General features: G+C 67.6%; 27 protein-coding genes. 16 read left to right on the forward strand and 11 right to left on the reverse strand.

All coding sequences use genetic code 11. The features are described 5' to 3' along the window. The first annotated feature begins 18 nt into the window (after positions 1–18). From ACZY0X_RS21015 to ACZY0X_RS21025, 3 genes are read left to right on the forward strand one after another with little or no spacing between them, the layout of a single operon-like run. Positions 19–180 carry a DUF4177 domain-containing protein gene (locus ACZY0X_RS21015; RefSeq protein ID WP_241402748.1) on the forward strand — a complete coding sequence of 54 codons (162 nt, stop codon included), beginning with the start codon at positions 19–21 and terminating at the stop codon, positions 178–180. Beyond that, positions 177–650, forward strand: a complete 474-nt coding sequence (locus tag ACZY0X_RS21020; RefSeq protein WP_463773115.1) for a RidA family protein — start codon at positions 177–179, stop codon at positions 648–650. Before ACZY0X_RS21015 ends, ACZY0X_RS21020 begins: the two co-directional genes overlap by 4 nt. Then, positions 647–1,435: an MBL fold metallo-hydrolase gene (locus ACZY0X_RS21025; protein ID WP_463773117.1), complete on the forward strand. Its 789-nt coding sequence runs from the start codon at positions 647–649 to the stop codon at positions 1,433–1,435. The genes ACZY0X_RS21020 and ACZY0X_RS21025 overlap by 4 nt, the downstream gene beginning before the upstream one ends. A 60-nt stretch (positions 1,436–1,495) precedes the next feature. On the opposite strand, the gene ACZY0X_RS21030 is transcribed toward ACZY0X_RS21025, so the two are convergent. Both ACZY0X_RS21030 and ACZY0X_RS21035 read right to left on the reverse strand, forming a co-directional pair. Further along, positions 1,496–2,170, reverse strand: coding sequence for a Crp/Fnr family transcriptional regulator (locus tag ACZY0X_RS21030; protein WP_241402751.1), 675 nt, complete (start codon positions 2,168–2,170; stop codon positions 1,496–1,498). Positions 2,171–2,274: 104 nt separating this feature from the next. Continuing rightward, a complete protein-coding gene (locus tag ACZY0X_RS21035; RefSeq protein ID WP_463773118.1) occupies positions 2,275–2,604 on the reverse strand; it encodes a hypothetical protein in 330 nt (109 codons plus the stop codon). A gap of 185 nt (positions 2,605–2,789) precedes the next feature. On the opposite strand from ACZY0X_RS21035, the gene nth reads away from it, so the two are divergent. The 4 genes from nth to marP are packed head-to-tail and all read left to right on the forward strand — an operon-like array spanning position 2,790 to position 6,092. Next, the gene (nth, locus tag ACZY0X_RS21040) at positions 2,790–3,470 is read left to right on the forward strand and encodes an endonuclease III (protein WP_463773120.1); all 681 of its coding nucleotides are present in this window, start codon (positions 2,790–2,792) and stop codon (positions 3,468–3,470) included. After that, the gene (locus tag ACZY0X_RS21045) at positions 3,470–4,120 is read left to right on the forward strand and encodes a TlpA family protein disulfide reductase (protein ID WP_463773121.1); all 651 of its coding nucleotides are present in this window, start codon (positions 3,470–3,472) and stop codon (positions 4,118–4,120) included. The genes nth and ACZY0X_RS21045 overlap by 1 nt, the downstream gene beginning before the upstream one ends. Beyond that, on the forward strand, positions 4,117–4,908 hold the full coding sequence (locus ACZY0X_RS21050; protein ID WP_463773122.1) for an NUDIX hydrolase: 792 nt from the start codon (positions 4,117–4,119) through the stop codon (positions 4,906–4,908). Before ACZY0X_RS21045 ends, ACZY0X_RS21050 begins: the two co-directional genes overlap by 4 nt. Then, positions 4,905–6,092, forward strand: coding sequence for an acid resistance serine protease MarP (gene marP / locus ACZY0X_RS21055; RefSeq protein WP_463773124.1), 1,188 nt, complete (start codon positions 4,905–4,907; stop codon positions 6,090–6,092). The genes ACZY0X_RS21050 and marP overlap by 4 nt, the downstream gene beginning before the upstream one ends. Before the next feature lie 8 nt (positions 6,093–6,100). Here the strand turns inward: marP and ACZY0X_RS21060 are convergent, their stop codons facing one another. Together ACZY0X_RS21060 and ACZY0X_RS21065 are read right to left on the reverse strand one after the other, a co-directional pair. Continuing rightward, positions 6,101–7,063 (reverse strand): alpha/beta fold hydrolase, encoded by a 963-nt coding sequence (locus ACZY0X_RS21060; RefSeq protein ID WP_463773125.1) that lies wholly within the window; start codon positions 7,061–7,063, stop codon positions 6,101–6,103. Beyond that, on the reverse strand, positions 7,063–7,572 hold the full coding sequence (locus tag ACZY0X_RS21065; RefSeq protein ID WP_463773127.1) for a phage holin family protein: 510 nt from the start codon (positions 7,570–7,572) through the stop codon (positions 7,063–7,065). Before ACZY0X_RS21065 ends, ACZY0X_RS21060 begins: the two co-directional genes overlap by 1 nt. Positions 7,573–7,769: 197 nt before the next feature. On the opposite strand from ACZY0X_RS21065, the gene ACZY0X_RS21070 reads away from it, so the two are divergent. Next, entirely contained in the window at positions 7,770–8,441 is a 672-nt protein-coding gene (locus ACZY0X_RS21070) for a S1 family peptidase (RefSeq protein ID WP_463773386.1), read from the forward strand. An 18-nt stretch (positions 8,442–8,459) separates the two neighbouring features. On the opposite strand, the gene acs is transcribed toward ACZY0X_RS21070, so the two are convergent. Next, positions 8,460–10,412: an acetate--CoA ligase gene (acs, locus tag ACZY0X_RS21075; RefSeq protein ID WP_463773129.1), complete on the reverse strand. Its 1,953-nt coding sequence runs from the start codon at positions 10,410–10,412 to the stop codon at positions 8,460–8,462. A gap of 158 nt (positions 10,413–10,570) precedes the next feature. Between acs and ACZY0X_RS21080 the strand changes: the two genes are divergently transcribed. Next, positions 10,571–11,317 carry a Fic family protein gene (locus ACZY0X_RS21080; RefSeq protein WP_463773131.1) on the forward strand — a complete coding sequence of 249 codons (747 nt, stop codon included), beginning with the start codon at positions 10,571–10,573 and terminating at the stop codon, positions 11,315–11,317. A gap of 438 nt (positions 11,318–11,755) precedes the next feature. Here ACZY0X_RS21080 and ACZY0X_RS21085 read toward each other — a convergent pair whose 3' ends face one another. Next, positions 11,756–12,544, reverse strand: a complete 789-nt coding sequence (locus tag ACZY0X_RS21085; RefSeq protein WP_463773388.1) for an HAD-IB family hydrolase — start codon at positions 12,542–12,544, stop codon at positions 11,756–11,758. A 505-nt stretch (positions 12,545–13,049) separates the two neighbouring features. On the opposite strand from ACZY0X_RS21085, the gene ssd reads away from it, so the two are divergent. The 7 genes from ssd to ACZY0X_RS21120 all read left to right on the forward strand — a co-directional run bounded on the left by ssd (position 13,050) and on the right by ACZY0X_RS21120 (position 17,593). Beyond that, positions 13,050–14,126 carry a septum site-determining protein Ssd gene (ssd, locus tag ACZY0X_RS21090; protein ID WP_463773132.1) on the forward strand — a complete coding sequence of 359 codons (1,077 nt, stop codon included), beginning with the start codon at positions 13,050–13,052 and terminating at the stop codon, positions 14,124–14,126. Next, on the forward strand, positions 14,123–15,286 hold the full coding sequence (locus ACZY0X_RS21095) for a TadA family conjugal transfer-associated ATPase (protein WP_463773134.1): 1,164 nt from the start codon (positions 14,123–14,125) through the stop codon (positions 15,284–15,286). Before ssd ends, ACZY0X_RS21095 begins: the two co-directional genes overlap by 4 nt. Continuing rightward, entirely contained in the window at positions 15,283–16,068 is a 786-nt protein-coding gene (locus ACZY0X_RS21100) for a type II secretion system F family protein (protein WP_463773136.1), read from the forward strand. The genes ACZY0X_RS21095 and ACZY0X_RS21100 overlap by 4 nt, the downstream gene beginning before the upstream one ends. Continuing rightward, positions 16,065–16,643, forward strand: coding sequence for a type II secretion system F family protein (locus ACZY0X_RS21105; protein ID WP_463773138.1), 579 nt, complete (start codon positions 16,065–16,067; stop codon positions 16,641–16,643). Before ACZY0X_RS21100 ends, ACZY0X_RS21105 begins: the two co-directional genes overlap by 4 nt. Positions 16,644–16,703: 60 nt before the next feature. Then, entirely contained in the window at positions 16,704–16,910 is a 207-nt protein-coding gene (locus tag ACZY0X_RS21110; protein ID WP_463773139.1) for a DUF4244 domain-containing protein, read from the forward strand. Positions 16,911–16,995: 85 nt separating this feature from the next. Then, a complete protein-coding gene (locus tag ACZY0X_RS21115) occupies positions 16,996–17,238 on the forward strand; it encodes a TadE family type IV pilus minor pilin (protein ID WP_463773141.1) in 243 nt (80 codons plus the stop codon). Further along, a complete protein-coding gene (locus tag ACZY0X_RS21120; RefSeq protein WP_463773142.1) occupies positions 17,186–17,593 on the forward strand; it encodes an Rv3654c family TadE-like protein in 408 nt (135 codons plus the stop codon). The genes ACZY0X_RS21115 and ACZY0X_RS21120 overlap by 53 nt, the downstream gene beginning before the upstream one ends. On the opposite strand, the gene ACZY0X_RS21125 is transcribed toward ACZY0X_RS21120, so the two are convergent. The 5 genes from ACZY0X_RS21125 to ACZY0X_RS21145 all read right to left on the reverse strand — a co-directional run bounded on the left by ACZY0X_RS21125 (position 17,585) and on the right by ACZY0X_RS21145 (position 25,196). Beyond that, the gene (locus tag ACZY0X_RS21125) at positions 17,585–18,670 is read right to left on the reverse strand and encodes a hypothetical protein (RefSeq protein ID WP_463773144.1); all 1,086 of its coding nucleotides are present in this window, start codon (positions 18,668–18,670) and stop codon (positions 17,585–17,587) included. The genes ACZY0X_RS21120 and ACZY0X_RS21125 overlap by 9 nt on opposite strands. 260 nt (positions 18,671–18,930) lie before the next feature. Then, complete coding sequence (locus tag ACZY0X_RS21130; RefSeq protein WP_463773145.1) at positions 18,931–20,409, reverse strand: amidase; 1,479 nt, start codon at positions 20,407–20,409, stop codon at positions 18,931–18,933. A 175-nt stretch (positions 20,410–20,584) separates the two neighbouring features. After that, positions 20,585–21,496: a helix-turn-helix transcriptional regulator gene (locus ACZY0X_RS21135; protein ID WP_463773146.1), complete on the reverse strand. Its 912-nt coding sequence runs from the start codon at positions 21,494–21,496 to the stop codon at positions 20,585–20,587. A 122-nt stretch (positions 21,497–21,618) separates the two neighbouring features. Further along, the gene (locus tag ACZY0X_RS21140) at positions 21,619–22,686 is read right to left on the reverse strand and encodes a PAS domain-containing protein (protein WP_463773148.1); all 1,068 of its coding nucleotides are present in this window, start codon (positions 22,684–22,686) and stop codon (positions 21,619–21,621) included. Positions 22,687–22,868: 182 nt separating this feature from the next. Further along, positions 22,869–25,196, reverse strand: a complete 2,328-nt coding sequence (locus ACZY0X_RS21145; protein ID WP_463773150.1) for a DEAD/DEAH box helicase — start codon at positions 25,194–25,196, stop codon at positions 22,869–22,871. Positions 25,197–25,328: the final 132 nt, after the last annotated feature.

Consider the following 25,328-nt stretch of genomic DNA (forward strand, 5'->3'; position numbering starts at 1 on the left):
ACCCGTAAGCTCAGCCGCATGAGCGAACTGACTCGGTGGGAGTACGCCACAGTCCCCCTGCTGACCCATGCGACAAAGCAGATCCTCGACCAATGGGGCGAGGACGGCTGGGAGCTGGTTTCGGTGCTACCGGGCCCGACCGGCGAGCAGCATGTCGCCTATCTGAAGCGACCCAAGTGACGGCGTCCGGAACCTGGTCGGCGCGCCTCACGGAACTGGGCATCGAACTGCCCGCCGTGGTCGCTCCGCTGGCCGCCTATGTGCCCGCCGTCCGCACCGGCAACCTGGTCTACACGTCCGGGCAGCTGCCGATGCAGTCGGGCGAGCTGCCGCGCACCGGAAAGGTCGGCGCCGACGTCGACCCCGCCGACGCCAAGGATCTCGCGCGGACATGCGCGCTCAACGCGCTGGCCGCCGTGCACGCTCTCGTCGGCATCGATGCCGTCGTCCGCGTGGTGAAGGTGGTTGGCTTCGTTGCGTCCGCACCCGGCTTCAACGGACAACCCGGCGTCATCAACGGCGCATCGGCGCTACTCGGTGACGTTTTCGGCGAGGCGGGCGCGCACGCCCGCTCCGCCGTGGGGGTGTCGGAGTTGCCGCTGGATGCACCGGTCGAGGTCGAGCTCATCGTGGAGGTCGCGGAGGCGTGACCTCCAGCGCGGCATTGGAGCACCCCGCCTACGGGGCGCTGCGTCGCGTGACCGACACGGCGTCCGTCCTCCTGTGCGATAACCCCGGCCTGCTGACGCTCGACGGCACCAACACGTGGGTGCTTCAGGGACCGGGCAGCGACGAGATGGTGATCGTCGATCCCGGGCCCGATGACGACGCGCATGTCGACGCCATCGCGAGCCTGGGCAAGATCCCGCTGATCCTGATCAGCCACAAGCACGGCGACCACACCGATGCCATCGACAAACTGGTCGATCGGACCGGTGCGACCGTGCGCGCGCTGGGTAGCGGATTCCTTCGCGGCCTCGGCGGTCCGCTGACCGACGGTGAGGTGATCGACGCCGCCGGCGTGCGCATCACCGTGATGGCCACGCCCGGCCACACCGCCGACTCGCTGTGCTTTCTGGTTGACGACGCCGTTCTGACCGCGGACACGGTCCTCGGGCGGGGAACGACCGTGATCGACAACGAGGATGGCAGCCTTCGCGACTATCTGGAGTCGCTGCGCCGTCTGCGTGGATTGGGCAAGCGCGCGGTGCTGCCGGGGCACGGTCCCGATCTGGGTGACATCGAGGCGGTCGCGGGGATGTACCTGGCGCATCGCGAGGAACGGCTCGACCAGGTGCGGGACGCGCTGAAGGTGCTCGGTGAGGACGCCACCGCCCGGCAGATCGTGGAGCACGTCTACACCGACGTGGACCAGAAGCTGTGGCCGCACGCGGAGTGGTCGGTGCAGGCGCAGCTGAACTACCTGCGCAGCTGAGCGAGTTCGGCGCGCTTTCCGTCGCTGAGCGAACGAAAGCGCGCCGAAATCACACGGTTGTCAGCGGGCTCGGCGGGCTAGACGCTCGGAGTCGCTGATCAGGACGCTCTTGCCCTCGAGGCGAATCCAGCCGCGGTGGGCGAAGTCGGCGAGCGCCTTGTTCACCGTCTCGCGGGAGGCGCCGACCAGCTGGGCGATCTCCTCCTGGGTCAGATCGTGCGTGACCCGCAGCGAGCCGCCCTCCTGGGTGCCGAAACGCTGGGCCAGCTGCAGCAGCTGCTTGGCGACCCGGCCGGGCACGTCGGTGAAGATGAGGTCGGCCAGGTTGTTGTTGGTGCGGCGAAGCCGGCGAGCCAGCACGCGCAACAACTGATCGGCGATCTCTGGACGGTCCTTGATCCACGCCTTGAGCGCGTCGCGATTCATCGCCACGGCGCGCACCTCGGTGATGGTGGTGGCGCTCGAGGTCCGCGGACCGGGATCGAAGATGGACAGCTCGCCGAACATGTCCGACGGACCCATGATGGTCAGCAGGTTCTCGCGACCATCGGGTGAGCGGCGACCGATCTTCACCTTGCCGGACATGATGATGTACAGCCGATCACCGGGCTCGCCTTCGGCGAACACCGTATGTCCGCGCGGGAAGTCGACGGGCTGCAACTCCTTGGCCAGCGCCGATACTGCGGTCGGTTCGACGCCCTGGAAGATTCCGGCCCTAGCCAGGATCTCGTCCACGTTGCCCCTCTTTTTGTTCTCGGGTGATATGACACGCGCAGGCTAGGCCGCCGCGCGATAGCGAACGTCAGTCTAGTGGGTGCCCGGTTCGCGACGTGCCAACGCTACACACGATCGGGCTGCCGGGTCGGCAGAAATTCGGGATTGCCCCGGTGATGGATGTAGATCCGGGCAGGCGCACCTCGCGATGCGGTGCTCGGAATCGACTCACTGAAGCGGGTGTGGAACGGCTCGTACACACAGTCGGCGTCCAAATCGTCGTCGACGTCGTTGCGTGCGGGCGGACGCGCGCAGTCGGCCTTGGCCCGGTCCAGGGCGGCGGCCACGTCCTCGTCGGAGACTGCGTCACCGACGAGACTTGATTCCAGGCGGTCAAGCCCGAAGGTCGCCAACATCAGCAACCCCGGGACGAAGACAACCAGCAACCACGACACAAGACTGAAGTAAACACGGCCAATATCTCGGCGTGATCACGAAATGCCACCGGTCTGTTCGCCGTGCTCGTTGACCTCTCAGTAGGCTGAATGCCGTGGCAGGACGCGTGCCCGCGAGCAAGCGGGCCTCCCAGAAAAAATGGGCCGAAGAAACTCACCTCGGTCTGGTTCGTCGCGCGCGGCGTATGAATCGTGCTCTCGCACAGGCCTTTCCGCACGTCTACTGCGAACTGGACTTCACCAACCCGCTCGAGCTCACCGTCGCCACGATCCTGTCTGCGCAAAGCACCGACAAGCGGGTGAACCTGACCACGCCTGCGCTGTTCAAGAAGTACTCGACGGCGCTGGACTATGCCCAGGCCGACCGCGAGGAGTTGGAGTCGATTATTCGGCCCACTGGCTTCTACCGGAACAAGGCGACGTCCCTGATGCGGCTCGGCCAGGAGCTCGTCGAGCGGTTCGACGGCCAGGTCCCCGACACACTCGAGGAGTTGGTCACGCTTCCGGGTATCGGCCGCAAGACCGCAAACGTGGTCCTCGGGAATGCGTTCGACGTCCCGGGCATCACCGTGGACACCCACTTCGGGCGCCTGGTGCGGCGCTGGGGCTGGACGACGCTGGAGGACCCGGTCAAGGTCGAGTTCGCCATCGGCGAGCTGATCGAGCGCCGGGAGTGGACGTTATTGAGTCATCGCATCATTTTTCATGGCCGACGCGTCTGCCACGCCCGCCGTCCGGCGTGCGGCGTGTGCGTGCTGGCCAAGGACTGTCCCTCCTTCGGCGCGGGCCCGACCGACCCGCTGACCGCCGCGGCCCTGGTCAAGGGGCCCGAGACCGAACACCTGCTGGCACTGGCCGGGCTCTGATGAGCAGTGGGGCGCGGTGGACGGCCGCGGTTCTGGTCGTCCTGGTGGCACTCGGCTTCGCGTTCTGGCAGGAACTGGGCGACGATGCCGACACCTCGACCAGCCCCACCGGATCACCGGTCGCACGTGATCACCGCGACGCCGACACACCCGAGGCGCTGGCCGGGCCACGTGCCGCCGCCGACCTCGCGCCATGTCCTCCCGACGGCCCCGGACCCGGGCCGGAGGTGCTGCGTGGCATCTCGGTCGAGTGCGCGGCCGACGGGTCGACGGTGGATGTCGCCCGCGCGGTCGACGACCGCATCGTGGTCCTGAACCTGTGGGCCTACTGGTGCGGGCCGTGCGCCGACGAACTCCCCGCGATGGCCGAGTACCAGCGCCGCATGGGTTCGGAGGTGACGGTGCTGACCGTCCACCAGGACGAGAACGAGACCGCAGCGCTGCTGCGACTCGCCGAACTCGGCGTACATCTGCCGACACTGCAGGACGGCAGGCGTCTGATCGCCGCGGCACTGAAGGTCCCCAACGTCATGCCCGCGACGGTTGTCCTGCGTTCGGACGGTAGCGTTGCCCAGATTCTGCCCCGATCCTTCGCCACGGCTGACGAGATCGCGGAGGCTGTGAACCCACGGATGGGAGTGCCGGGTTGAGTTCGGAGCGCCGGGCCGGCAGTGGGGTCGAGTTCTTCCCCGATGCCGCCCCCGCGTGGCTCAAACCCCTGGTCGACAACATCGGCGAGGTGCCCCGCGCGTACCGCAGCCACATTCCCGCGGACGTCGCAGCGGCGTTCAAGGTCGCCAACGCCGCCGCCACGGTGTCCGGCACGAAGCGCGATGCCGCGGTGTTGGTGCTGTTCTCGGGCGCGCAGGACGCGCCCGCAGGCGGGTTACCCGACGACGCCGACCTGCTGGTCACCGTGCGCGCCTCGACACTTCGTCACCACGCGGGGCAGGCGGCCTTTCCCGGCGGGGCGTCCGACCCCGAGGACAACGGTCCGGTGTCCACGGCGCTGCGTGAGGCCAACGAGGAGACCGGTGTCGACACCGGTCGACTTCGTCCCCTGGCCACCCTGGAACGGATGTTCATCCCGCCGTCGGGCTTCCACGTCGTGCCAGTCCTGGCGTACTCGCCGGATCCCGGCCCCGTGCACGCCGTCAGCCCGGGGGAGACGGCCATCGTGGCCAGGGTTCCGGTGCGTGCCTTCGTCAACCCCGAGAACCGGTTGATGGTGTACCGCAAGGAGCGCTCACGCCGGTACGCAGGCCCGGCGTTCCTGCTCAACCAGATGTTGGTGTGGGGATTCACCGGGCAGGTGATCTCGGCGGCGCTCGACGTCGCGGGATGGGCCAAGCCATGGAACACCGACGACGTACTTGAACTCGACGCGGCAATGGCCCTCGTCGGGGCCACCAGCGGCTACCGTGAAGGCCAACGATGACTTCCTCTCAATGGCTCGATCTGGCCGTACTCGCCGTCGCCTTCGTCGCCGCCGTATCCGGCTGGCGTTCCGGGGCGCTGGGTTCTCTGCTGTCCTTCTTCGGCGTGATCCTGGGTGCGGTGGCCGGTGTGCTGCTGGCTCCCCACGTCGTCAGCAATATCGATGGGGCCCGCACCAAGCTGTTCGTCTCCCTGTTTCTGATCCTCGGCCTGGTCGTGATCGGTGAGATCGCGGGCGTGGTGCTCGGACGGGCGGTTCGCGGTGCGATCCGCAATCGCACCCTGCGATCGTTCGACTCCGTGGTCGGCGTCGCCATTCAGCTGGTCGCGGTCCTGGTCGCGGCCTGGCTGCTGGCCACCCCGCTCACATCGTCGGACCAGCCGAATCTCGCTGCCGCCGTGCGAGGGTCGCGGGTTCTGGCTCAGGTCAATGATCTCGCGCCGTCGTGGCTGCAGCGAGTACCCGCGCGCCTGTCGGGTCTGCTGGACACCTCCGGCCTGCCCGATGTCCTGCAACCGTTCGGCCGCACCCCGGTCGCCAACGTCGACGTACCCGACGCCGCCCTGGCGACCGACCCCGTTGTCGCGGGCACGCGCCCGAGCGTGTTGAAGATTCGCGGTGTCGCGCCGAGCTGCCAGAAGGTACTGGAGGGCAGCGGATTCGTCGTCGCCCCCAACCGCGTGATGTCCAACGCGCACGTGGTGGCGGGGTCGGAGAGTGTCACGGTCGAGGCCGAGGGCAAGAGCTACGACGCCCACGTGGTGTCCTATGACCCCAACGCCGACATATCGATCCTCGACGTGCCGAACCTGCCGTCGGCGCCCCTGGTGTTCCACATGCAGGAGGCGCCCTCGGGAACCGACTCAGTGGTGATGGGCTACCCCGGCGGCGGGGACTTCACCGCCACGCCCGCCCGGATCCGCGAGATCATCCAGCTCAACGGGCCCGACATCTACCACACCACGACGGTGACGCGCGAGGTCTACACGGTCAGAGGCACTGTCCGGCAGGGTAATTCCGGTGGGCCGCTGATCGATCGCAAGGGCAGGGTGCTGGGCGTGGTGTTCGGCGCCGCCGTCGACGACGCCGACACCGGGTTCGTGCTGACCGCCAACGAGGTGGCCAAGCAGATGGCCGGGGTGGGCGCCACTGAGAAGGTGCCCACCGGTACCTGCATCTCCTGAGCCCGGCGCTAGACGCTGTCGTTCAGGAACCGGGTCAGCCGCTCGTTGACCGCCTCCGGTTGCTCCTCGTGCGCGAAATGGCCTGCACCGGAGATCGATACGTACCGCCCGTGCGGCGCGTAGTGGTGGGTGCGATTCACCGGGTCGGCCAGCACGTAGGGGTCGGCGTCACCCCGCAGATGCAGGATCGGCACCGTGAGCGGACGCTTCATCGACCTCATGAAGCGCAGGCCCTCGCCGCGAAGCTGGCTGCGCACGGCCCATCGTTGATACTCCAGCGCGGAGTGCGCCGCCGAGGGAATCTGGATGGCTCGTCGCATGTGCCCGATCGTCTCGGCGAAGTCCGGTGAGGACTGCCACTTCTCGCTAGCGCGGCTTCGCACCAGTGTTTCGAGATCCGCGGCGTCACCGCGGGTCAACACACGCTCGGGCCAGAACGGCAACTGGTAGCCCAGCATTCGGGGCAGCAGTGCCAGGCCCTGGTCGCGCCGGGTCAGGGCCGATGCCCGTAGCGCCACCGGATGGGGTGAACTCACCAGGGCGATGGCCCGCACCGCTCGCGGGTGCAGCACCGAGGTCGCCCAGCACACCAGTCCGCCGTCGGCATGGCCGATCAGGGTGGCGCTCTCATGCCCCAGCGCGCGGACGAGGCCCGCCGTGTCGCCGGCCAGGGTCCAGCCGTCGTAGCCGCGCGGCGGCTTGTCGCTGCCGCCGTAACCCCGCAGATCGACGGCAACCACCCGGGCTCCGCGCAGTCCCCGCAACTGGTGACGCCACGACCACCAGAATGACCCGAACCCGTGCAGCAGGATTACGAGCGGTCGGTCAGCCGCGGCCATCTCGTCGGACTGCGCTTCCACGACGTGGAAGCGAATCCCGTTGGCGTGCACCTCCAGATGCCGCCACGGACCCTCGATGCGTGTCACCGACGGGTCGGGCGGCGGCCGATTGCCGCGGCCCTTACGGGCCATTACCAGCCTGATGGATCTGTGGTCGCCGCCGCGCGGCCGTCACCGTTGGGGGAGGGCTTGTCACCACCCGGCACCAGGGCGACGCGCGCCTCCTTGACCGATTCGATGGTCTGCTGCGGTCCCCTGATCCGACGGACCTTCAGATAGCCCAGGAACGCGAAAGCGATGGTGGTCAGCACCATGAGCCCGAACACGATGAGGTAGGCGGCCCATGACATCAGCCACAGGTTGAGCACCTCGGCGAGGAAGAAGAAGAAGAAGAACGTCGAGTAGAACAGCACGACCAGCGCGAGGATGAAGAAGACGCTGCCCGTGAGGCCCTTCTTCACATCGCGGGTCACCTCGGCCTTGGCCAGGGCCACTTCGGCACGGACCAGTGTCGACATCTGCGTTGTCGCGTCTTTGACGAGATCGCCGATCGACGGATCGGCCTTGGGTGCGTGCGGATCCACCAGGGGAATCGACGTCACGGTGGTCGGCACGCCGTTCTTACGGTCGCCAGCGCTCATGGACACGTCCTCCCGCGTCGAGGTCAATGCGGCCCATGTTGCCATGTCGCGTCGGGGGCAACGATCCCGGCCGACGATAGACTGACGGTGTTCTCCAAAACACGCGTCAAAAGAACATTGGGCCGGGGCAGACGATAGGGGTGCTGTTGAGACACCGCGGGTACGGCCCTGCTCAACGAGGTGCCGTTGCGGCGACCTTGGTCTTCCTGCTCGCACTGGTGGGCGTGTCCTTCGCGACAACCGCGACTGCCGCCGACCCGGTACCGCTGGGCGGTGGCTCCGGCATCATCGTCAACGGTGAGTCGTTCTGCACGCTGACCGCGATCGGCAACGACAACCGCGGGAACCTGATCGGCTTCACCTCCGCGCACTGCGGTGGGCCGGGAGCCCAGGTGGCCGCGGAGGGTGCCGAGGACCGTGGCGTGCTTGGCACGATGGTGGCAGGCAATGACGCGCTGGATTACGCCGTCATCCAGTTCGACCCGGCGCTCGTCGCACCGACCAACAACGTCAACGGATTCCAGATCGACGGCATCGGACCCGATCCGGCGTTCGGCGCGGTGTCGTGCAAGCTCGGCCGCACCACCGGCTACTCGTGCGGTGTCACGTGGGGGCCGGGCAAGGATCCCGGCACGATCGTGAGCCAGGTGTGCGGTCAGCCGGGTGACTCCGGTGCGCCTGTCACGGTGAACAACCGGCTGGTCGGCATGATCCACGGTGCCTTCACCGAGGGACTGCCGACCTGCGTGATCAAGTACATCCCGCTGCACACACCGGCCGTGACGATGTCGATGAACGCGATCCTCGCCGATATCGCCGCCAAGGACCGGCCGGGTTCGGGCTTCGTTCCGGTCGGCGCGGTCGCCTAGCGCGGTCCGCGAACAGGGTTACTTGCTGGCGCGGATCGCCTCGAACACGCCGGGGTCCAACAGCGTCGAGGTATCGCCGAGTTCGCGTCCCTCGGCCACGTCGCGCAGCAGACGACGCATGATCTTGCCGCTGCGGGTCTTGGGCAGTTCGGGCACGACGTGAATCTCACGCGGTCGGGCGATCGGCGAGATCTCCTTGGCCACCTCGGCGCGCAACTCGTCGACCATGCCGTCTGCGCCGCCCTCGGCACTGGCCTTCAGGATGACGAACGCGCAGATGGCCTGGCCGGTCTGTTCATCGGTGGCTCCGACGACGGCGGCTTCGGCGACTCCAGCGTGGCCGACGAGTGCGGACTCAACCTCCGCGGTCGAGATGCGGTGGCCGGAGATGTTCATGACGTCGTCGATGCGGCCGAGCACCCAGATCTCGCCGTCCTTGCCGTAGCGGGCGCCGTCACCTGCGAAGTACCAGCCCTGCTCGGCGAACCTCGACCAGTAGGTCTCCTTGAATCGCTCCGGGTCGCCCCAGATGCCGCGCAGCATCGCCGGCCACGGCTTGTCGAGGACCAGGTATCCGCTGGCCTGCTCGCCGTGATCGACGCCCGGCTCGAGTTGGTTGCCGTCATCGTCGACGATCTTGGCCGAGATACCCGGCAGAGGCGTCATGGCCGAACCCGGCTTGGTCTCGGTGACACCGGGCAGCGGCGAGATCATGATCGCGCCCGTCTCGGTCTGCCACCAGGTGTCGACGATGGGGGTCTGCTCGGCGCCGAACACCGTGCGGTACCAGCGCCACGCCTCGGGGTTGATCGGCTCGCCGACCGAACCCAGCAGCCGCAGACTGGTCAGGTTGTGCTCGGCAGGGATCTGGCGGCCCAGCTTCATGAAGGTCCGGATGAGGGTCGGCGCTGTGTAATAGATTGTGACGCCGTACTTCTCGATGATCTCAAAGTGGCGATGCTCGGTGGGCGAGGCCGGCGTGCCCTCGTAGACCACCTGCGTGACGCCGTTGGACAGCGGCCCGTACGCGATGTAGCTGTGCCCGGTGACCCAGCCGATGTCAGCCGTGCACCAGAAGACGTCGCTCTCGGGCTTGACGTCGAAGACGTTGTAGTGGGTGTAGCTGGTCTGCGTCAGGTATCCGCCCGTGGTGTGCATGATGCCCTTGGGCTTGCCGGTGGTGCCCGACGTGTACAGCAGGAACAACGGGTGCTCGGCATCGAATGCCTCGGGGGTGTGGTCGGCTGACGCGGAGTCGACGACGTCATGCCACCACAGGTCGCGGCCCTGCGTCCACGCCGTGTCGATTCCGGTGCGGCGCACCACCAGAACGTTGGTGACCGACGGCTGGCCGTCGACGGCCTCGTCGACGGCGTCCTTGAGGGAGGCGGCCTTGCCGCGGCGGTACTGCCCGTCGGTGGTGATCACCACCTTGGCCTCGGCATCCTCGATGCGGGCCTTCAGCGCTGACGCCGAGAACCCGGCGAAGACGACCGAGTGCATCACGCCGAGGCGTGCGCAGGCCAGCATCGCGACGATGGCCTCGGGGACCATCGGCATGTAGATCGCGACCCGGTCACCCGCGACCAGGCCCAGGTCGGTGAGTGCGTTGGCGGCCCTGCACACCTCGTCCTTGAGTTCGGCGTAGGTGATGGAGCGGGCATCGCCGACCGGCTCGCCCTCCCAGTGGATGGCGACGCGGTCACCGTTGCCGGCCTCCACGTGACGGTCGACGCAGTTGTAGGCGACGTTGAGCTTGCCGCCGACGAACCACTTCGCGAACGGCGCCTGCGACCAGTCCAGCACCTCCGTGAACGGTGTGTTCCAGGTCAACCTGTTCGCCTGCTCGGCCCAGAACGCCAACCTGTCCTTCTCGGCCCGGTCGTAGAGCTCGGCGGTGGCGTTCGCGTTGGCGGCGAAGTCGGCGGCAGGCGGGTAGGACGCCTGGACCTCAGCATGCGTGTCAGACATGAGTGTGAGGGTAGTCACCCGAGGTTGCACGGAGGTTGGCGACTCACACTGCCAGCTGCGGACGGTGCATGGTGAGCGACGAACGAGCGGCATAACGAGCCCAACGGTCGGTTGACCGTGCGCGGGACCACGGACGGCAGGCATTACCGTGTGCTGTCGTGGCCGCACCCGATCCCCTCGCCCCGCTGGCGGAGCTGCCTGGCGTCGCCGCCGCCGGCGACGAGGCGCGCGAGGCACTGGGCCGGGCACACCGGCACAAGTACAACCTGCGGGGGTGGCCCGCGACGGCCGCCGAGGCCTCGGTCCGCGCCGCACGGGCATCGTCGGTGCTCGACGGCGGGTCACTCAACCTTGCCGATGCGGGTGAGGTCGACCCCGTGCTGACGGGGGCGTTGCGCGTCGCCGAGGCGCTTGAGGGTGGCGCCACCTCGTTGGTGGGTACCTGGCAGCGCGCGCCGCTGCAGGCCATCGCGAGGCTGCACGCGCTGGCGGCCTCGGACCTGACCGACGATGACCGACTCGGGCGGCCCCGCCCGGAGGCCGACGTGGCACGGCGGCTGGAACTGCTTGGCGACCTCGTGATGGGTGGCACCCGGGTGCCGGCGCACGTGCTGGCGGCCGTCGCACACGGCGAGCTGCTCACGCTGGAGCCGTTCGGGGTCGCCGACGGTGTGGTGGCTCGGGCGGTGTCGCGGCTGATCACGATCAGCAGCGGCCTGGACCCGCACGGCCTCGGCGTCCCGGAGGTCTACTGGATGCGGCAATCCGGCGACTACCGTGCGTCGGCGCGGGGGTTTGCGTCGGGAACACCGGATGGCTTGACCGCGTGGCTGATCAACAGCTCGCGGGGTCTGCATGCCGGTGCACGCGAAGCGCTGTCGATAGCTCAGGCGATGACGGGGTAGGTGCCAGCAAACGCAAAGCGGGCGGCGTCCCGACTCACCTCACTGAGGTGGTTCAGGTCGCCGCCCGCTAGCACGAATACCGGTTACCATGCGTGCTAGGTGGGTTGCGTGGGTTGGCCTCGGCGTTCTCGCGATGCGCTACGGCTGCAACCTCACCCAAGAGGCTGTCGTACCGTCCGCTCTCCGCAATTCCGCAGGCCCGCAACACTTCTGCCATTATCGCGGCTTGTGCTCCGCGTGGGTGCCGGAATTCGTGCTGGGTTGCTTGAGTTGGGAGCCCGTGCCTTCTCTTCCGGCCCGGTCTTGGCCTTCCCAAGCTTCCGTGCCTCCTTTGTACTCCGTGACGGCGATCACATCAAGTCGGAGGTGTTGGCGAGTCCCGATCGTTACGCCCACGCGTCTCAGCTACCCGGGCTGGCCACTGCCCGGCGAGCTGATTCACAAAGCGAATCGGCGCAGCAGGGAGTAGGTCAGTGCGCCCGCGGCGAGCGCGCTGGCGCCCACGGCGACGGTCGTGGCGACGGCAGCTCCCGACGGTGCCGGAATCCGGCCGCGCAGTGGGACAGGTCGGGAGAACGTGCGGGCCGGCCACTCACGGGCGGCGGCTTCTTTGCGCAGTGCGCGGTCCGGGTTGACCACCGTCGGGTGACCGACGGCCTCGAGCATCGGCAGATCGGTGATCGAGTCGGAGTACGCGTAGCAGTGCTCGAGCGAATAGCCCTCGCGCGCAGCGAGTTCCCGGATGGCCTCGACCTTGCCCTCGCCGTAGCAGTAGAAGGCCACCTCGCCCGTGTACTTGCCGTCCTCGACGACCATGCGGGTTGCCATCGCGTGGGTGGCGCCCAGGGCGCGCGCGATGGGCGCGACGATCTCCTCGCCCGAGGCGGACACGACGACGACGTCACGTCCGCACAGCTTGTGGTCGGCGATGAGATTTGCGGCCTCGGCGAAGACCAGGGGATCGACGATGTCGTGCAGGGTCTCGGCCACGATCGACTTCACCTGCTCGACGTTCCAGCCCGTGCACATGTTGGTGATGTAGGAGCGCATCCGGTCCATCTGATCGTGGTCAGCACCCGACATCAGAAACAGGAACTGGGCGTACGCGGACTTCAGGACGGTCTGCCGATTGATCAGCCCCTGATCGAAGAATGGTTTGCTGAAGGCGAGCGTGCTCGACTTTGCGATGACTGTCTTGTCGAGGTCGAAGAACGCAGCGGTGCGCACGGGGTGATCGGCGTCGGACTCGGGGACCGGGACCTCGCCATGGCGGGCCGCGTCGGTTGCGGGCACGTCTTCAGCATAGGTGGCGCGTCGGCGGGCGAAGCGGTGATGACCCTCAAATGGCAGCGTCGGACACCTGTCGGTGGCTGCAATATTCCTGGTCACCGGGTGATTTCGTAGTCAAGCAGGACTTGCGCCACGTCCGGCTCCCTTGTGTATAGTGAGCATTACTCGGCTTATGTCGGGTGTGTATCAGCCCGACCCCCCGGGGCTGATACACGACGACCTCCGCCTCCTCCCCCCCTGGCGGGGGTCGTCCCTTTTTCGGGGGCTTTTCTCCGGCGTGTGTCCACCGTCGTGAGGCACGTGAAACCGGAAGTGCCCCGATCACGTTGCGGAAATCGCGTACTCCGGTGTGTTTATCCACAGTCGCGACTTGATCCACAATTCGTTGCTAAACCTGCACGCGGCGTCGGGGTAGACCACGAAACGCACGCACAGTTGGTCCATGAGTTCTGCAGGCGGCCTGTTGGCATTGGTCGACGACACCGGTCTGCGCGCCGCCGTGGACCGCGTCGCCGCGGCTATCGGCATGCGTGTGGTGCACGCGGTCGAGCCGTCCCACCGCAAGGTGTGGATGTCGGCTTCGGCGGTTGTGATCGACGATCAAGCCGCCATGCGATGTGCGGAGTTCGGGCTGTCCCGCCGCGCGCGGGTGTATCTGATCGGCCGCGGCGAAGCCGCTCCGGATCGCTGGCAGGCCGCCATCGGTGTCGGTGCGCAGCGGGTGCTGATGCTGCCCGAGCAGGAGGACGAGCTCGCCGCCGAACTGTCCGATGTGGCCGACGGTCACCGCGCCGAACGCCGCGGCGCGGTCATTGCCGTGATCGGTGGGAGCGGTGGCGCCGGCGCATCGGTGTTCGCCACCGCCCTCGCCATGACCGCCCGCGATGCGTTGCTGGTAGACGTCGACCCGTGGGGTGGCGGCATCGACCTCGTGCTGGGCAGTGAGGCGCAACCCGGTCTGCGCTGGCCGGACCTGAGCTCTGCGGGCGGCCGGTTGAGTCACGCGGCGCTGCGCGAGGCGCTTCCTGTCCGCCACGGCGTCGCGGTGCTGTCGGCGGGCCGAAGCGTTAGCGATATCGACGCCCGCGCCGTTGCCGCCGTGCTGGAGGCGGGATGTCGAGGCGGTGCCACGGTCGTGTGCGATCTTCCGCGTCGGGACTCGCCCGCGGCCGAAACAGTCTTGGCAGCAGCCGATCTCGTCACATTGGTCAGCTGCGCCGACGTCCGATCGTGTGCCGCGTCGGCGGCGTTGGGGGCCTGGCTCGGCACGTCGAACCCGAACGTCGGGCTCGTCGTGCGCGGGCCCTCTCCTGGCGGCCTGCGCTGCGCCGACGTCGAACGGATCACCGGCCTTCCGCTGTTGGCGGCGATGCGGCCCCAGCACCAGGTGGCGATCACGCTTGAGCACGGAGGGCTCGAGCTGCGTCGACGATCGCCGTTGGCCGTCGCCGCGCGGCGCGTGCACGCGGTGCTGGGGAGACAGGCGCTGCCCCACGCCGACGCGGTGGGTGTGGCGTGAGCGCCTCGCTGGTTGAACGGGTCCGCGAGCGGCTGGCCGGAGAGTCGGCTGCCCTGCGTCCCAGCGTCGTCGCCGCGGCAATCCGTGCGGAGTCCGGCGGTGTGATCGGTGACGCCGAGGTGCTCACCGGGCTTCGGGTGATGCAGACCGAACTGACCGGCGCGGGCATCCTGGAGCCGCTACTTCGAGCTGCGGGCACCACCGACGTTCTGGTGGCAGCACCCGACTCGGTCTGGGTCGATGACGGAACCGGGCTGCGGCGCAGTTCGATCCGATTCGCCGACGAGGCGTCGGTGCGTCGCCTGGCGCAGCGGCTCGCACTCGCGGTGGGGCGACGCCTCGACGATGCGCAGCCCTGGGTGGACGGGCAGCTCACCGGATTCGGCGAGTTCACCGTCCGCCTGCACGCGGTCCTTCCCCCGGTTGCGGCCGCCGGAACATGCCTGTCGCTGAGGGTGCTCCGGCCCGCGACGCAGGACCTCGGCGCGCTCGTGAGTTCGGGCGCCATCGCCTCGGATGCGGCTCGGTTGCTGCGCGGCGTCATCGCCGCACGCCGAGCGTTCCTGGTCTCCGGCGGTACAGGTGCGGGAAAGACGACGCTGCTGTCGGCCGCGCTCGGCGCGGTGCCGGCTCGCGAGCGACTGGTGTGTGTCGAGGACGCGCCCGAGTTGGCGCCGCGGCACCCTCACCTGGTCAAGCTTGTCGCGCGCACCGCCAACATCGAGGGAGTCGGTGAGGTGACCGTGCGGGACCTGGTGCGTCAGGCGCTGCGAATGCGGCCCGATCGGATCGTGGTCGGCGAGGTGAGAGGTGGCGAGGTCGTCGACCTGCTCGCCGCGCTCAACACCGGCCACGATGGGGGAGCGGGCACGGTGCACGCCAACAGTCCCGCTGAGGTGCCGGCCCGGCTCGAGGCGCTGGCCGCAGCCGGCGGGCTGGACCGGCCGGCGCTGCACAGCCAACTCGCTGCCGCCGTGCAGGTCTTGCTACACGTCGGCCGGGACGTCAGTGGATGTCGACGGCTCGAGGAGATCGCGATCCTGCAACGCGGTGCCGACGGCCTGGTATCGACCAGGACCGCATGGCATTCCGACACCGGATTCGGCAGCGGTATCGAGCGTCTGCGGAGCCTGCTTCACGGCCGCGGGGCGCCGTCGTGACCGCTGCGGCGCTATTGCTCGCCGCCGCGGTGTTCCTCGTGTCGCCCTCACCGGGGCGTCGGCTGATGCCGAGGCGAGGGTCACCGATGACGTGGCCTCGGGGCTCCATGGGCGCGGTGAGCGCGGCCGCCTTGGCACTTTTCGCCCTGGTCATTCCGGTGTCTGTGGTGGTGGCTGCGACGATCGTGGCGGCGACGTTCACGGTGCGGCGGCGCCGGTCGGCATCGGATGCGCGTCGCTCGCGGGAGTCAGATGCGTTGCAGGGCGCGCTGGCCGTGCTGATCGGCGAACTGCGTGTCGGGGTGCACCCGGTGGCGGCGTTCGACGTCGCGGCGCGTGAGGTGGACGGGCCGGTGGCCGACGGGTTGCGTTCAGTGGCGGCCCGCGCCCGCCTAGGTGCCGATGTCGCCGTCGGGCTGTCTGCCGAGGCGAGCGCGTCCGCGCTGGGTGCGCACTGGGAGAGGTTGTCGGTGTGTTGGCGACTGGCCGAGGCACACGGACTGGCGATCGCGACGCTGATGCGGACGGCCCATCGCGACATCACCGAGCGGGAACGCTTCTCGTCGCAGGTGCTCGCGGGTATGGCCGGTGCCCGTGCCACGGCTGCCGTGCTGGCGGGTCTGCCGGTGTTGGGAATCGGGCTCGGCCACCTTATCGGCGCCGAGCCGTTGTCATTCCTGATGTCCGACGGAGCCGGCGGGTGGCTGCTGGTCGTCGGTGTGACGCTGTCCTGCTGCGGGCTGCTGTGGTCGGATCGGATCGTCCGCGGGGTGCTGACATGAGCTGGGCGGCACTGCTGTTGGCGCTGGCGGTCGTCGTCGGCGGCACGCCCGGTGGCACGCGTCGCCGGCTGACTCCAACGGCTGGCGCGGGCGCTGCGAGCACTCGGGCTCCTGAGACGGCGTGCGACCCGCTCGCCGTGGCGTCCGGGCTGGACGTTCTGTCGGCCTGCCTGTCGTCGGGAATGACGGTCGCGGGGGCGGCGGGGGCCGCGGCCACGTCGGCACCCCGGGCGCTGGCCGACGTTCTGCACCGCGCAGCGGACCTCCTCGCGCTCGGCGCCGAGCCTGCGTTCGCATGGTCGAACACCGCTGTCGACGACAGGAGGGTGGCGGCCCTGCTGCGGCTGGCCCGGCGGTCGTCGGCATCGGGTGCCGCGCTGGCTCAGGGCGTCGCCGAACTGGCCGACCAGTCCCGGCTGGACGCGGCCGATACCGCCAAGGCGGCGTCCGAGCGCGCGTCGGTCTTGATCGCCGGACCGCTTGGTCTGTGCTACCTGCCCGCGTTCGTGTGCCTGGGCATCGTGCCCGTGGTCGTGGGGCTGGCCGGTGACGTACTGAGGACCGGAGTGCTGTGACCACACCGGGTTTCGCGTTGGCTGGCGGATCCGCCGCGGCCACGACCGATGGGAGGAAACATGATGATGGACACTGTGATTCGGCGGATACGCGCCCGGATGACGCTGCTGGTGGTCGACGAGTCCGGGATGTCCACGGTCGAGTACGCAATCGGGACGATCGCCGCGGCGGCGTTCGGCGCCATTCTGTACTCGGTGGTGACCGGCGACTCCATCGTCAGCGCGCTCACCAACCTGATCGGCCGGGCGCTCACCACCAACGTGTGAACGGGGACGCGGGTGCCGTCACCGTCGAGCAGCGTTCGCGATCACGACGCTGGTCGCGGTTCTGCTGTTGTGCATCGCAGGGCTCGTGGCGGTGGCCACCCAGGTGCGGTGTGTCGACGCCGCGCGGGAGGCGGCGCGGCTGGCCGCACGAGGTGACCGGGCCTCGGCGGAGGCGGCGGTGCGCGGCGTCGGGCCGGAGGGCGCCGACCTGCGTCTTCGCTCCGAGGCTGGGCACGTCATCGCCCGCGTCTCGGTTCCTGCGCCCTTGCTGCCGGGTGTCGTCATCGCCGCGGAGGCGGTCGCCGCCGTCGAATTCGATTCGGGCTGAGCGTGGTTCGGCGACTCTGCTCGCGGCGGCGATGCTCGTCGTGCTGGTGGTGATCAGCCTCGGTGGTGTCGCCGTCGGCTCGGCGGTCATCGCCCGCCACCGCGCGCAGGCGGCCGCGGATCTGGGGGCGCTGGCGGCGGCGGGCCGGATCGCTCTCGGCGGTGACGCGGCATGCGCCTCGGCGGCGTCGATTGCGCGGCGCATGGGTGCGGCGATCGCGTCGTGTGCCGTTGACGGCCTCGACGTCGTGGTCAGTGTGGACGTCGCTGCGGAACTGGGCCGGTGGGGTGTCGGCACGGCGCGCGCCGCGGCCCGGGCGGGTCCGGTGGAGGATCGCTGGAGGTCATCAGAATAGGATTCGCAAGGTGGCGACGACCGCCAGTGTCGTTGTCGCCATGGAGAACACGTTGGCAATGAACGGGTGAAAGTGCGGCGAGAGTGGCCTCGTCAGCAGGCGAGCAGTCGGTGCGCCGAGTATCCCACCCAGCACCGAGCCGACGATCAGTGCCGGCCAGGAACCTTCAAACGCGATCACCGCGGTGGGGGCGGCGGACACCACCGGGACATAGGTCGCGGTCCACCCTCCGTCGCGGTACCAGCGCCGCCACAGCACGACGCCCACGGCTGAGGCCAAGACTTGTGCGAACAGAATCTCCGGGATGAGTTCAAGCCCGTACCCTGGAATCTGCGGGTTGATTAGATATCCGACACATACGCCCGCTATGAGAAGGCCCCCTGCCCACTCATTGCCGATGAACTGAGCCTCGGAGAAGTCGGCTAGCACCCGACGCATCGTCCACGTGAATTCGTTGTGTCGGTGCCGAATTGGCGCGGGGAACGTAGAGAGCGTCGGAGTCGGTGCTCGGCGCATCCATGGCAACAACAGGCAGACTGCGCAGGCAGCCAGCCCACCGATGCCCATAGCTGTGACGATGCCGACGACATTCGGGATGCCTGCGGGTTGACAGACCGCCACGATGAGCAGCATCGAGAGCGGCGGCACGGTAAGCACACCCAAGACCGCGGCGGTGATCAACACGCGCCATCCGCGCCCATACAGGAGGACGATTGCTGCTGGCACCGATGCCACCACTACGAACGTGGGCTGCCATTGCCCGCCGTCGAGCAGACCGCGGAACACCACGTTCGAGATCACCAGCGACAAACCCGCAGATCCGAGCAACCACGGGAAGCGATCCCCGAAGCCGTACGACACGGGGAATCCGGCCCACCTCGATCCCCATCGCCACAGGAGGTACGCGGCGAGCGCGCCGGCAATCAGGCCGAGCGAGGCCAGGGGACTCTTGTAGGAGCTGGGCTCTGACACGTCACCGATTACCCACAGCCCCCACGCCGTCCATGACGACGTCGTGCTGTCGATCCACTGCTGAAAGGTGCTGCCGTTCGTGCGCGAACTCTCAACCGATTTCATCACTACACACACCAGGAGGGTGACGGTTGCTAGCGTCACCGCACCCGTGATCGTTTCCAGAGTGGCGGAGTATCGGACTCGCTTGCTTTCCAACTGTGGGGATGTTCCGCTCATGATGGATTGCCTTCCAACGACATGCCGAACAGGACTCAGGCGTCGCGAATTACACGGGAGAGCCCAAGCCGGCAGCGAACGAGATATTGGTAGTCGGCCGTAGATAGCTCAAGGGATCGGAGAAGCCCTGCCGCGGGCGGTGTCGGTCAGAGCTGGCGTTCGGCGGGAATGTTGTAGCTGTCAACCCATGGTCGTGCTTGCTCGAAGGCGGCGATGGCAGCCATCACTCCAGCGTCGTCATGCCGACGGCCAATCACCAACATGCCGACGGGTAGGCCGTCGCAGAGTCCCGCGGGTACTGACGCGCTCGGGTGACCGATGAAGTTGGTGAAATACGTCATGCACCAACCGATCAACGGGTCGACATCCTCTCCGTTGATTTCGGTGGGCCCCTGCGTCTCGCCGTCGGTGCCGTTGAGGACGGGTAGGCACGCGAGAGTCGGCGCAACGATGAAATCAAATTTGGTGAATGCTTCCTGGAAGCAATCAAAGATCTTGGTCCGGGTGATCTGGTCGCGGATGAGATCGTCAATCGTCAGGCGAGCTGCCGAGTCAACCCACTGCATCATGGCCTTGGGGAGTTCGTCGGGGTAGGTGCTTCTGAGATCGATGCCGTCGGCGGCCAAGGACTCGATGATCTCGTGAACGCCCAGCGCCGTGATTCGCGCCCACATGTCGCTGAGCTCGTGCTGCGCGAAGGGGATGGCCAAGTCGACTTCATCCACCGATGCGCCGAGCGTCTCGAAGGCACGTACCGACTCAGACACGACGGTGCGAACTTCTCCCTGCACCGGGAAGATCCCATAGTCGGCTGTGAAGCCGATTCGCTTCCCACGTACACCGCGGGTGAGTGCACTGATGAAGTCGACCGAGTCGGTCTTGGAGCTGGGATCGCGTGGGTCGTACCCATGAAGTGCGGTCATCGCCAGTGCGGAGTCCTCAACTGTGCGGGTGATCGGTCCTTCGTATAGGTAGTAGGAGACACCGAAAGCATTGGGGCGAGCGATGAATGGAACTCGGCCTGCGGAAGGTTGAAAGCCGACCACGCCGCTCCACGCCGAGGGGATGCGGATCGATCCGCCGCCGTCGGTCGCCCCGGCTAGAGGGACCATACCGTCGGCCACGGCTGCCGCGCTACCTCCTGAGGAACCGCCGGGGTTCCTCCTGGTATCGAACGGGTTTCTGGTTGCGCCAACAGCTTTGTTATCGGTTGTACCCCGAAATCCGAATGCGGGGCTGTTGGTCTGGCCAACGATGACCGCGCCGGCGGCCTCGATCCTAGCTGGATAGGTACTCCAGGTGTCGGCGATGTTGTCCTTGAGCGCTGAGAGCAGTCCTAGCGTTGCAGGCCAGCCCGGCTTGAACCCGAACAAATCCTTCATGAGAGTGGGTACGCCAGCGAGCAGTCCTACGTCGGCGCCCTGTATCAATATGGATTCAAGTTTCCGTGCGCGGTCGAGTGCATCGTCATATCCCTTGTAGGTCACGGCATTCAGGGACGGATTGCGCTGTTCAATTCTGTCGATGGCGGCTTGTGTCGTCTCCACTGGCGACAACCGCTTGGCGCGCACCTCGCGGGCGATGTCTGCGGCGGAGAGCGTGTGTAGTTCGGAATCGAGGGTCATTTACCTACTCCTGTTGTGGCCGTGAGTAATTGAGCGAACGGCAACGCGCTCAACACCTCAACGCCTCGTCTGTGTCGTGCTCATCGCGAAGATCTGACCGATGGTGTGGTCTACGTCACGAAGTGCCCGATGAGTAGAAACGTAGGCTGCCCGACCCAGAAGATCGTCGGTGGAATTACGTATTTTCGGGCAGGGTGACGAGGCCCTCGCGGTCGGCGAGTAGCGCGGCGGCGGTGCGCGTGGCAACGGTGAGCTTCGCCAGAATGTGTTCGACGTGTGTGGTCACCGTTCGGGTGCTTGTCGACAGCCGATCCGCGATCTCACCGTTGGACAGCCCGGCCGTCAGGCCCGCCAGAACATCCAGTTCGCGCCTGGTGAGCCCATAGGGAAGTGTCATGGGTTGCCAACAGAGCAGCGCGCTGTAGTTGGCATCGTGGAGCGGAATCAGCGACACGCCGACCGGATCGCCCTTACGGGAGCGACGCCCGCGGACATCATCGATCCAAGTGAATCGAACAGGTCGCTGCGCATCCCGCAGGGCGTCGGTAGCTGCTTCGAGTAGTGCAGGAGGCGGCAGCTCGTCGCCGGTTAGCGAAACCCAACCGCGGGCGTAGTCCAGCGCGGCGCAGCATTGGTTGGGCGCGATGAGGGCAGCGAACTGTCGTGCCGCAGCGAGTCGGTCAACGAGTGGAACAAGTCCGGCTCCGACGATCTCCAGCATCTGCTGCTCGAACTCTCCTGGAGCCGTTGCAGATTCAAGATTTACGGTGAACATACCCAGATATGCCCCATGAGTCCCGCGCAGCAGCATGGTGGCGCCTTCTTTAAACCCGTTGGGTTCAATCGCTTTGACGTAGAACTCGGACTCGCGTCGATCGAACGGGCAGTCTCTCCAGAAGGTGGCGTCGTGCTGCCGCTCGAGGACCGGCCACACCTTGTCGTTGCGATATCGAGGGCCGTTCAGTGCGCTGCGCATGTAAGCCGTGTAGCCGCGGCTGGCAACGGTGACGTGTGTCGATGCTCGGTCATCCCAGGCGGCGATCTGTGCGGCGGCGTAAGGGAAGACGTTCGTCAGTTCGTCGAGCACCGCATTCGCCCGATCCTGAGCTGGCGCAGAGTCGGCGACGATCGCCGAGATTCGGCGGATGGATACCAACGGCGATGGCCGCGACATATCCCTAGTTTAGGGTGCCGGGTCAACTTCGCCGCCTACGTGCGCGCGGTCCTGCCCTTGAGCGTCAGGCGCCCGGAACGCCGGGGTTTGGCGCGGCCCTCGTACTCGGCGAGTTCGTCATCGGTGGGTTCACGCAGCGACAGCAGGCCCCCGAACACCTCGTCCTCGAGCTCGACGCGATGCACGGTGACGTGCACGGGTGTCCACCCGCCGCCGTTGGCGCGCAGCCGCAGCACGCTGGACACCGGCCCTCTGTCGAAGTCCGCGACCATGGCGGACACCTGGTCGTTGTCATCGGGGTGGGCAAGCGGCTCGCCGTCGGCGCGGCTGCGCCAGTCGTAGAACGGGCACGGCTCGTCGAGCCACTTCAGCAGCGTCCAGGACCTCAGGTCGACGATCGCACGATGCACTCCGGGCTCGGCCAGCCCGTTGAGGATTCGCTGAGCCAGGTCGTGCGGGACGATGGTGGACCGATCACGGACGGCGCGCCAGTTCATCGCGCGGCAGATCATGCGTTCGGGTCCGCCGTCGCTCTCCAACAGGACTCGCGCGACGAATCCCACCGCGATCGGGTTGCCCTCATAGTCGGTGACATCCCAGGTGCTGCAGAACGTCCGGCCGGGTTTCGGGTTGATCGCCACCGCGAGGACCCTGGTCTCACTCGGGTTGAGGTCGCGGGTGGGTAGATCCTCGGCGAAGGCCCGGCCCTGGGTGGCCTCGATTGTCGGGTTCATCCCGCTGTTGCACAGCGATTCGGCTGTGTCCGTGGCGATTCTGTTGGTCAGATCCCACTTCAGGGCGCCCGGCACAATGCGCTCCGGCGGCTCGAGGTCTGGCGGGCCGGACCACACATGGACACCGTGAATCCGGCCGTCGGTCATCTGCACGACCTCCGTGCGAATCACGAGGTCGTTCTTGGGGGTGATGCTGCTGAGTCCATTGCCGGCCCGGACCGATTCGCCGATCGCGGACTGGATCGCCATCAGATGGGGATCGCGTCGCAGGAAGGCGCTGATCGGGATCAAGTTCTTGGTCAGACTGCCCTGCGCGACCACCGCGGGCTCAGCGCCCAGCGTCTCCACGAGGAGCCAGTCGTGGGTCATGCAGGCATTCTACCGGGCAGGGGTGCGCAAACCGGTGCGCGAAGGCCCCGAATCGTGCCATGTGGTCGATCCAAGCAGACTGGGAAAGTGCTGGTAGGGGTTGCGTGAGGCCCTGTCGAGAGGTACTTTTCGACTGCGTGCTGGCCGACGACCGTCGAGGGGTGGGTCGTCCAGCCGGTGGTTCACCGACTGTGTTCGGGCAGGTTTGCGAGTACCAGGCGCAGTACTGCGACCGCTCCCGCCTTGTCGAGCGGATCGTTCCCATTGCCACACTTCGGCGACTGCACACACGACGGGCAGCCCTGCGGACACTCACACGCCTCGATGGCGGCCGCCGTGGCCGACCACCACGTCGAGATCCGGCGGAAACCGCGGTCAGCGAAGCCCGCGCCGCCGGGATAGCCGTCGTAGACGAAGATCGTTGGGGCACCGTCATCGGGGCCCACTGCCATGGAGACCCCGCCGATGTCACCGCGATCGCAACTGGCCACAAGTGGCAGCAGTCCGATGGACGCGTGTTCGGCGGCGTGCAGCGATCCGGGGAAGCGGATGGGATCCAAACCGCAGTTCTGCAGGGCTTCCGGGGTGATGGTGCACATCACGGCCTTGGTGTCGAGGGTGTGGGTGGGCATGTCGACCTCGACCGAGTCGATGATCTCACCGTTGAGCCTGCGTCGCAGGTAGCCAACCACGGTGTTGGACACCGATACTGGGACAATGCCGATGGTGATCGGACCGTGGCTGCGCCGCTCACCCTGGCCCGTGACGACGATGTCGGTCACCTCCCGCGCCGACGTGGTGTACCCGGGGTCGTCGGGCCGGACGAACGCGACGCCGTCCTCGAAGTCGAGCGAGTCGACGACGTAGGTCTCCCCGCGGTGCAGGTAGACAGCGCCAGGGTGTACCGAGGCGGGTGCCTGCCCGGCCCCCGTCGTGCCCAGCATGCGGCCCGTTCCGGTCTCGAGAATCGCAATCTGACCACCCGATGAACCCCGAATGTCCACTGCTGGATGGGGATCAAGGCCGGGGGCGGGGTGATAGCCGGTGGGCCTGCGCCGCAGCAGTCCGTCGTCCACGAGTTCCGCGGCGACCGCCTCGGCGTTCCACGTCCGCACCTCCGCATCGGTCAGAGGGAGCTCGGCCGCCGCGCAGAGGAGTTGCGGGCCAAGCACATACGGGTTGGCGGGGTCGATGACGACGCGTTCAATGGGCTTGCCCAGCAGCGCCTGCGGGTGGTGCACCAGGTAGGTGTCCAGCGGATCGTCGCGGGCGATCATCACGACCAGTGCGCTCTGGCCGCGCCGGCCCGCCCGGCCCGCCTGCTGCCAGAACGAGGCGACGGTCCCGGGGAAGCCAGCCAGGACCACGGCATCGAGTCCTGCGATGTCCACACCCAACTCGAGGGCGTTGGTCGTCGCCAGGCCCCGCAGGGTGCCATCGGACAGCGCCCGTTCGAGCGCGCGCCGGTCCTCTGCCAGGTAGCCGGCGCGGTAGGACGCGACTGACTCCGCCAGGTCGGGGGCCGTCGTCTCGAGTCGGGCGCGGGCACCCAGCGCAGTGAGTTCGGCACCTCGGCGGGACCTGGCGAAGGTCAGGGTCCGGGCACCCTCGGCCACTAGGTCCGCCATCACGCGGGCGGCCTCGGCGCCCGCCGAACGACGGACCGGTGCGCCGTTCTCACCCGCCAAGTCGGTGCGCAGGGCGGGCTCCCACAGTGCGACAGTGCGACTGCCCTGCGGCGAGCCGTCCTCGGTCACCTCGGTGACGGTGTGCCCGAGTAGTTCTGAGGCGGTGGCCGCCGGTGCGGCCGTCGTCGCGCTGGCGAAGATCACCGTCGGCTCCGCCGAGCCGGCCGAGTACCTGGCGCACAACCGCACCAGTCGCCGCAGCACCATCGCCACGTTGGAGCCGAATATGCCTCGGTAATAGTGACATTCGTCCACCACGATGTAGCGGAGGTTGCGCAGGAACACCGCCCAGCGGGCGTGGTTGCGCAACAGCGACAGATGGATCATGTCCGGATTGGAGAAGATCCAGCGTGACCGCTCCCTGGCGAACTGCCGCGCCTCGGTGGTGCTATCGCCGTCGTAGGGACTCGGACCGACATCGGCCAGCCGGTGCACGGCAGCGGTCAGGGACTGCGCGGCGCGCAACTGGTCGTGGCCCAGTGCCTTGGTGGGCGAGAGATAGAGCGCGCGGGCGCGTGGGTCCGACGCCATCGAGGACAGAATGGGTAGCTGATAGGCCAAGGACTTGCCCGACGCGGTGCCGGTGGACAGCACCACGTGGCGCCCGGAGTGCGCGAGGTCGGCCGCCGCGACCTGATGCGTCCACGGCTCGGCGATGCCCCGCGCGACGAAGGCCGCAACGACATCGGGCTCTGCCCACCGCGGCCACGGGCGAGGGTGTGCACCGCGCGCGGCGAGACCCTCGACGTGACGCAGCGGATGCTCGTCGGCGTCGGTACCGCCGACCGCGCAGTCCAGCAGCTCGCGGCCGAAATCCGACACCTCTCACCTCCTTGGCCGCGGGGTCGCGGTGGTCGTGATCCGCCTGGTCATCGAAGCACGATGCGCGCCCGTAGTAGTAGGCAGTATTAAAGGAAGGAAGGCACATGTCACAGGGAGCCGTTGAGCGCTCGT

This window comes from Mycobacterium sp. IDUB_39 (assembly GCF_055419205.1).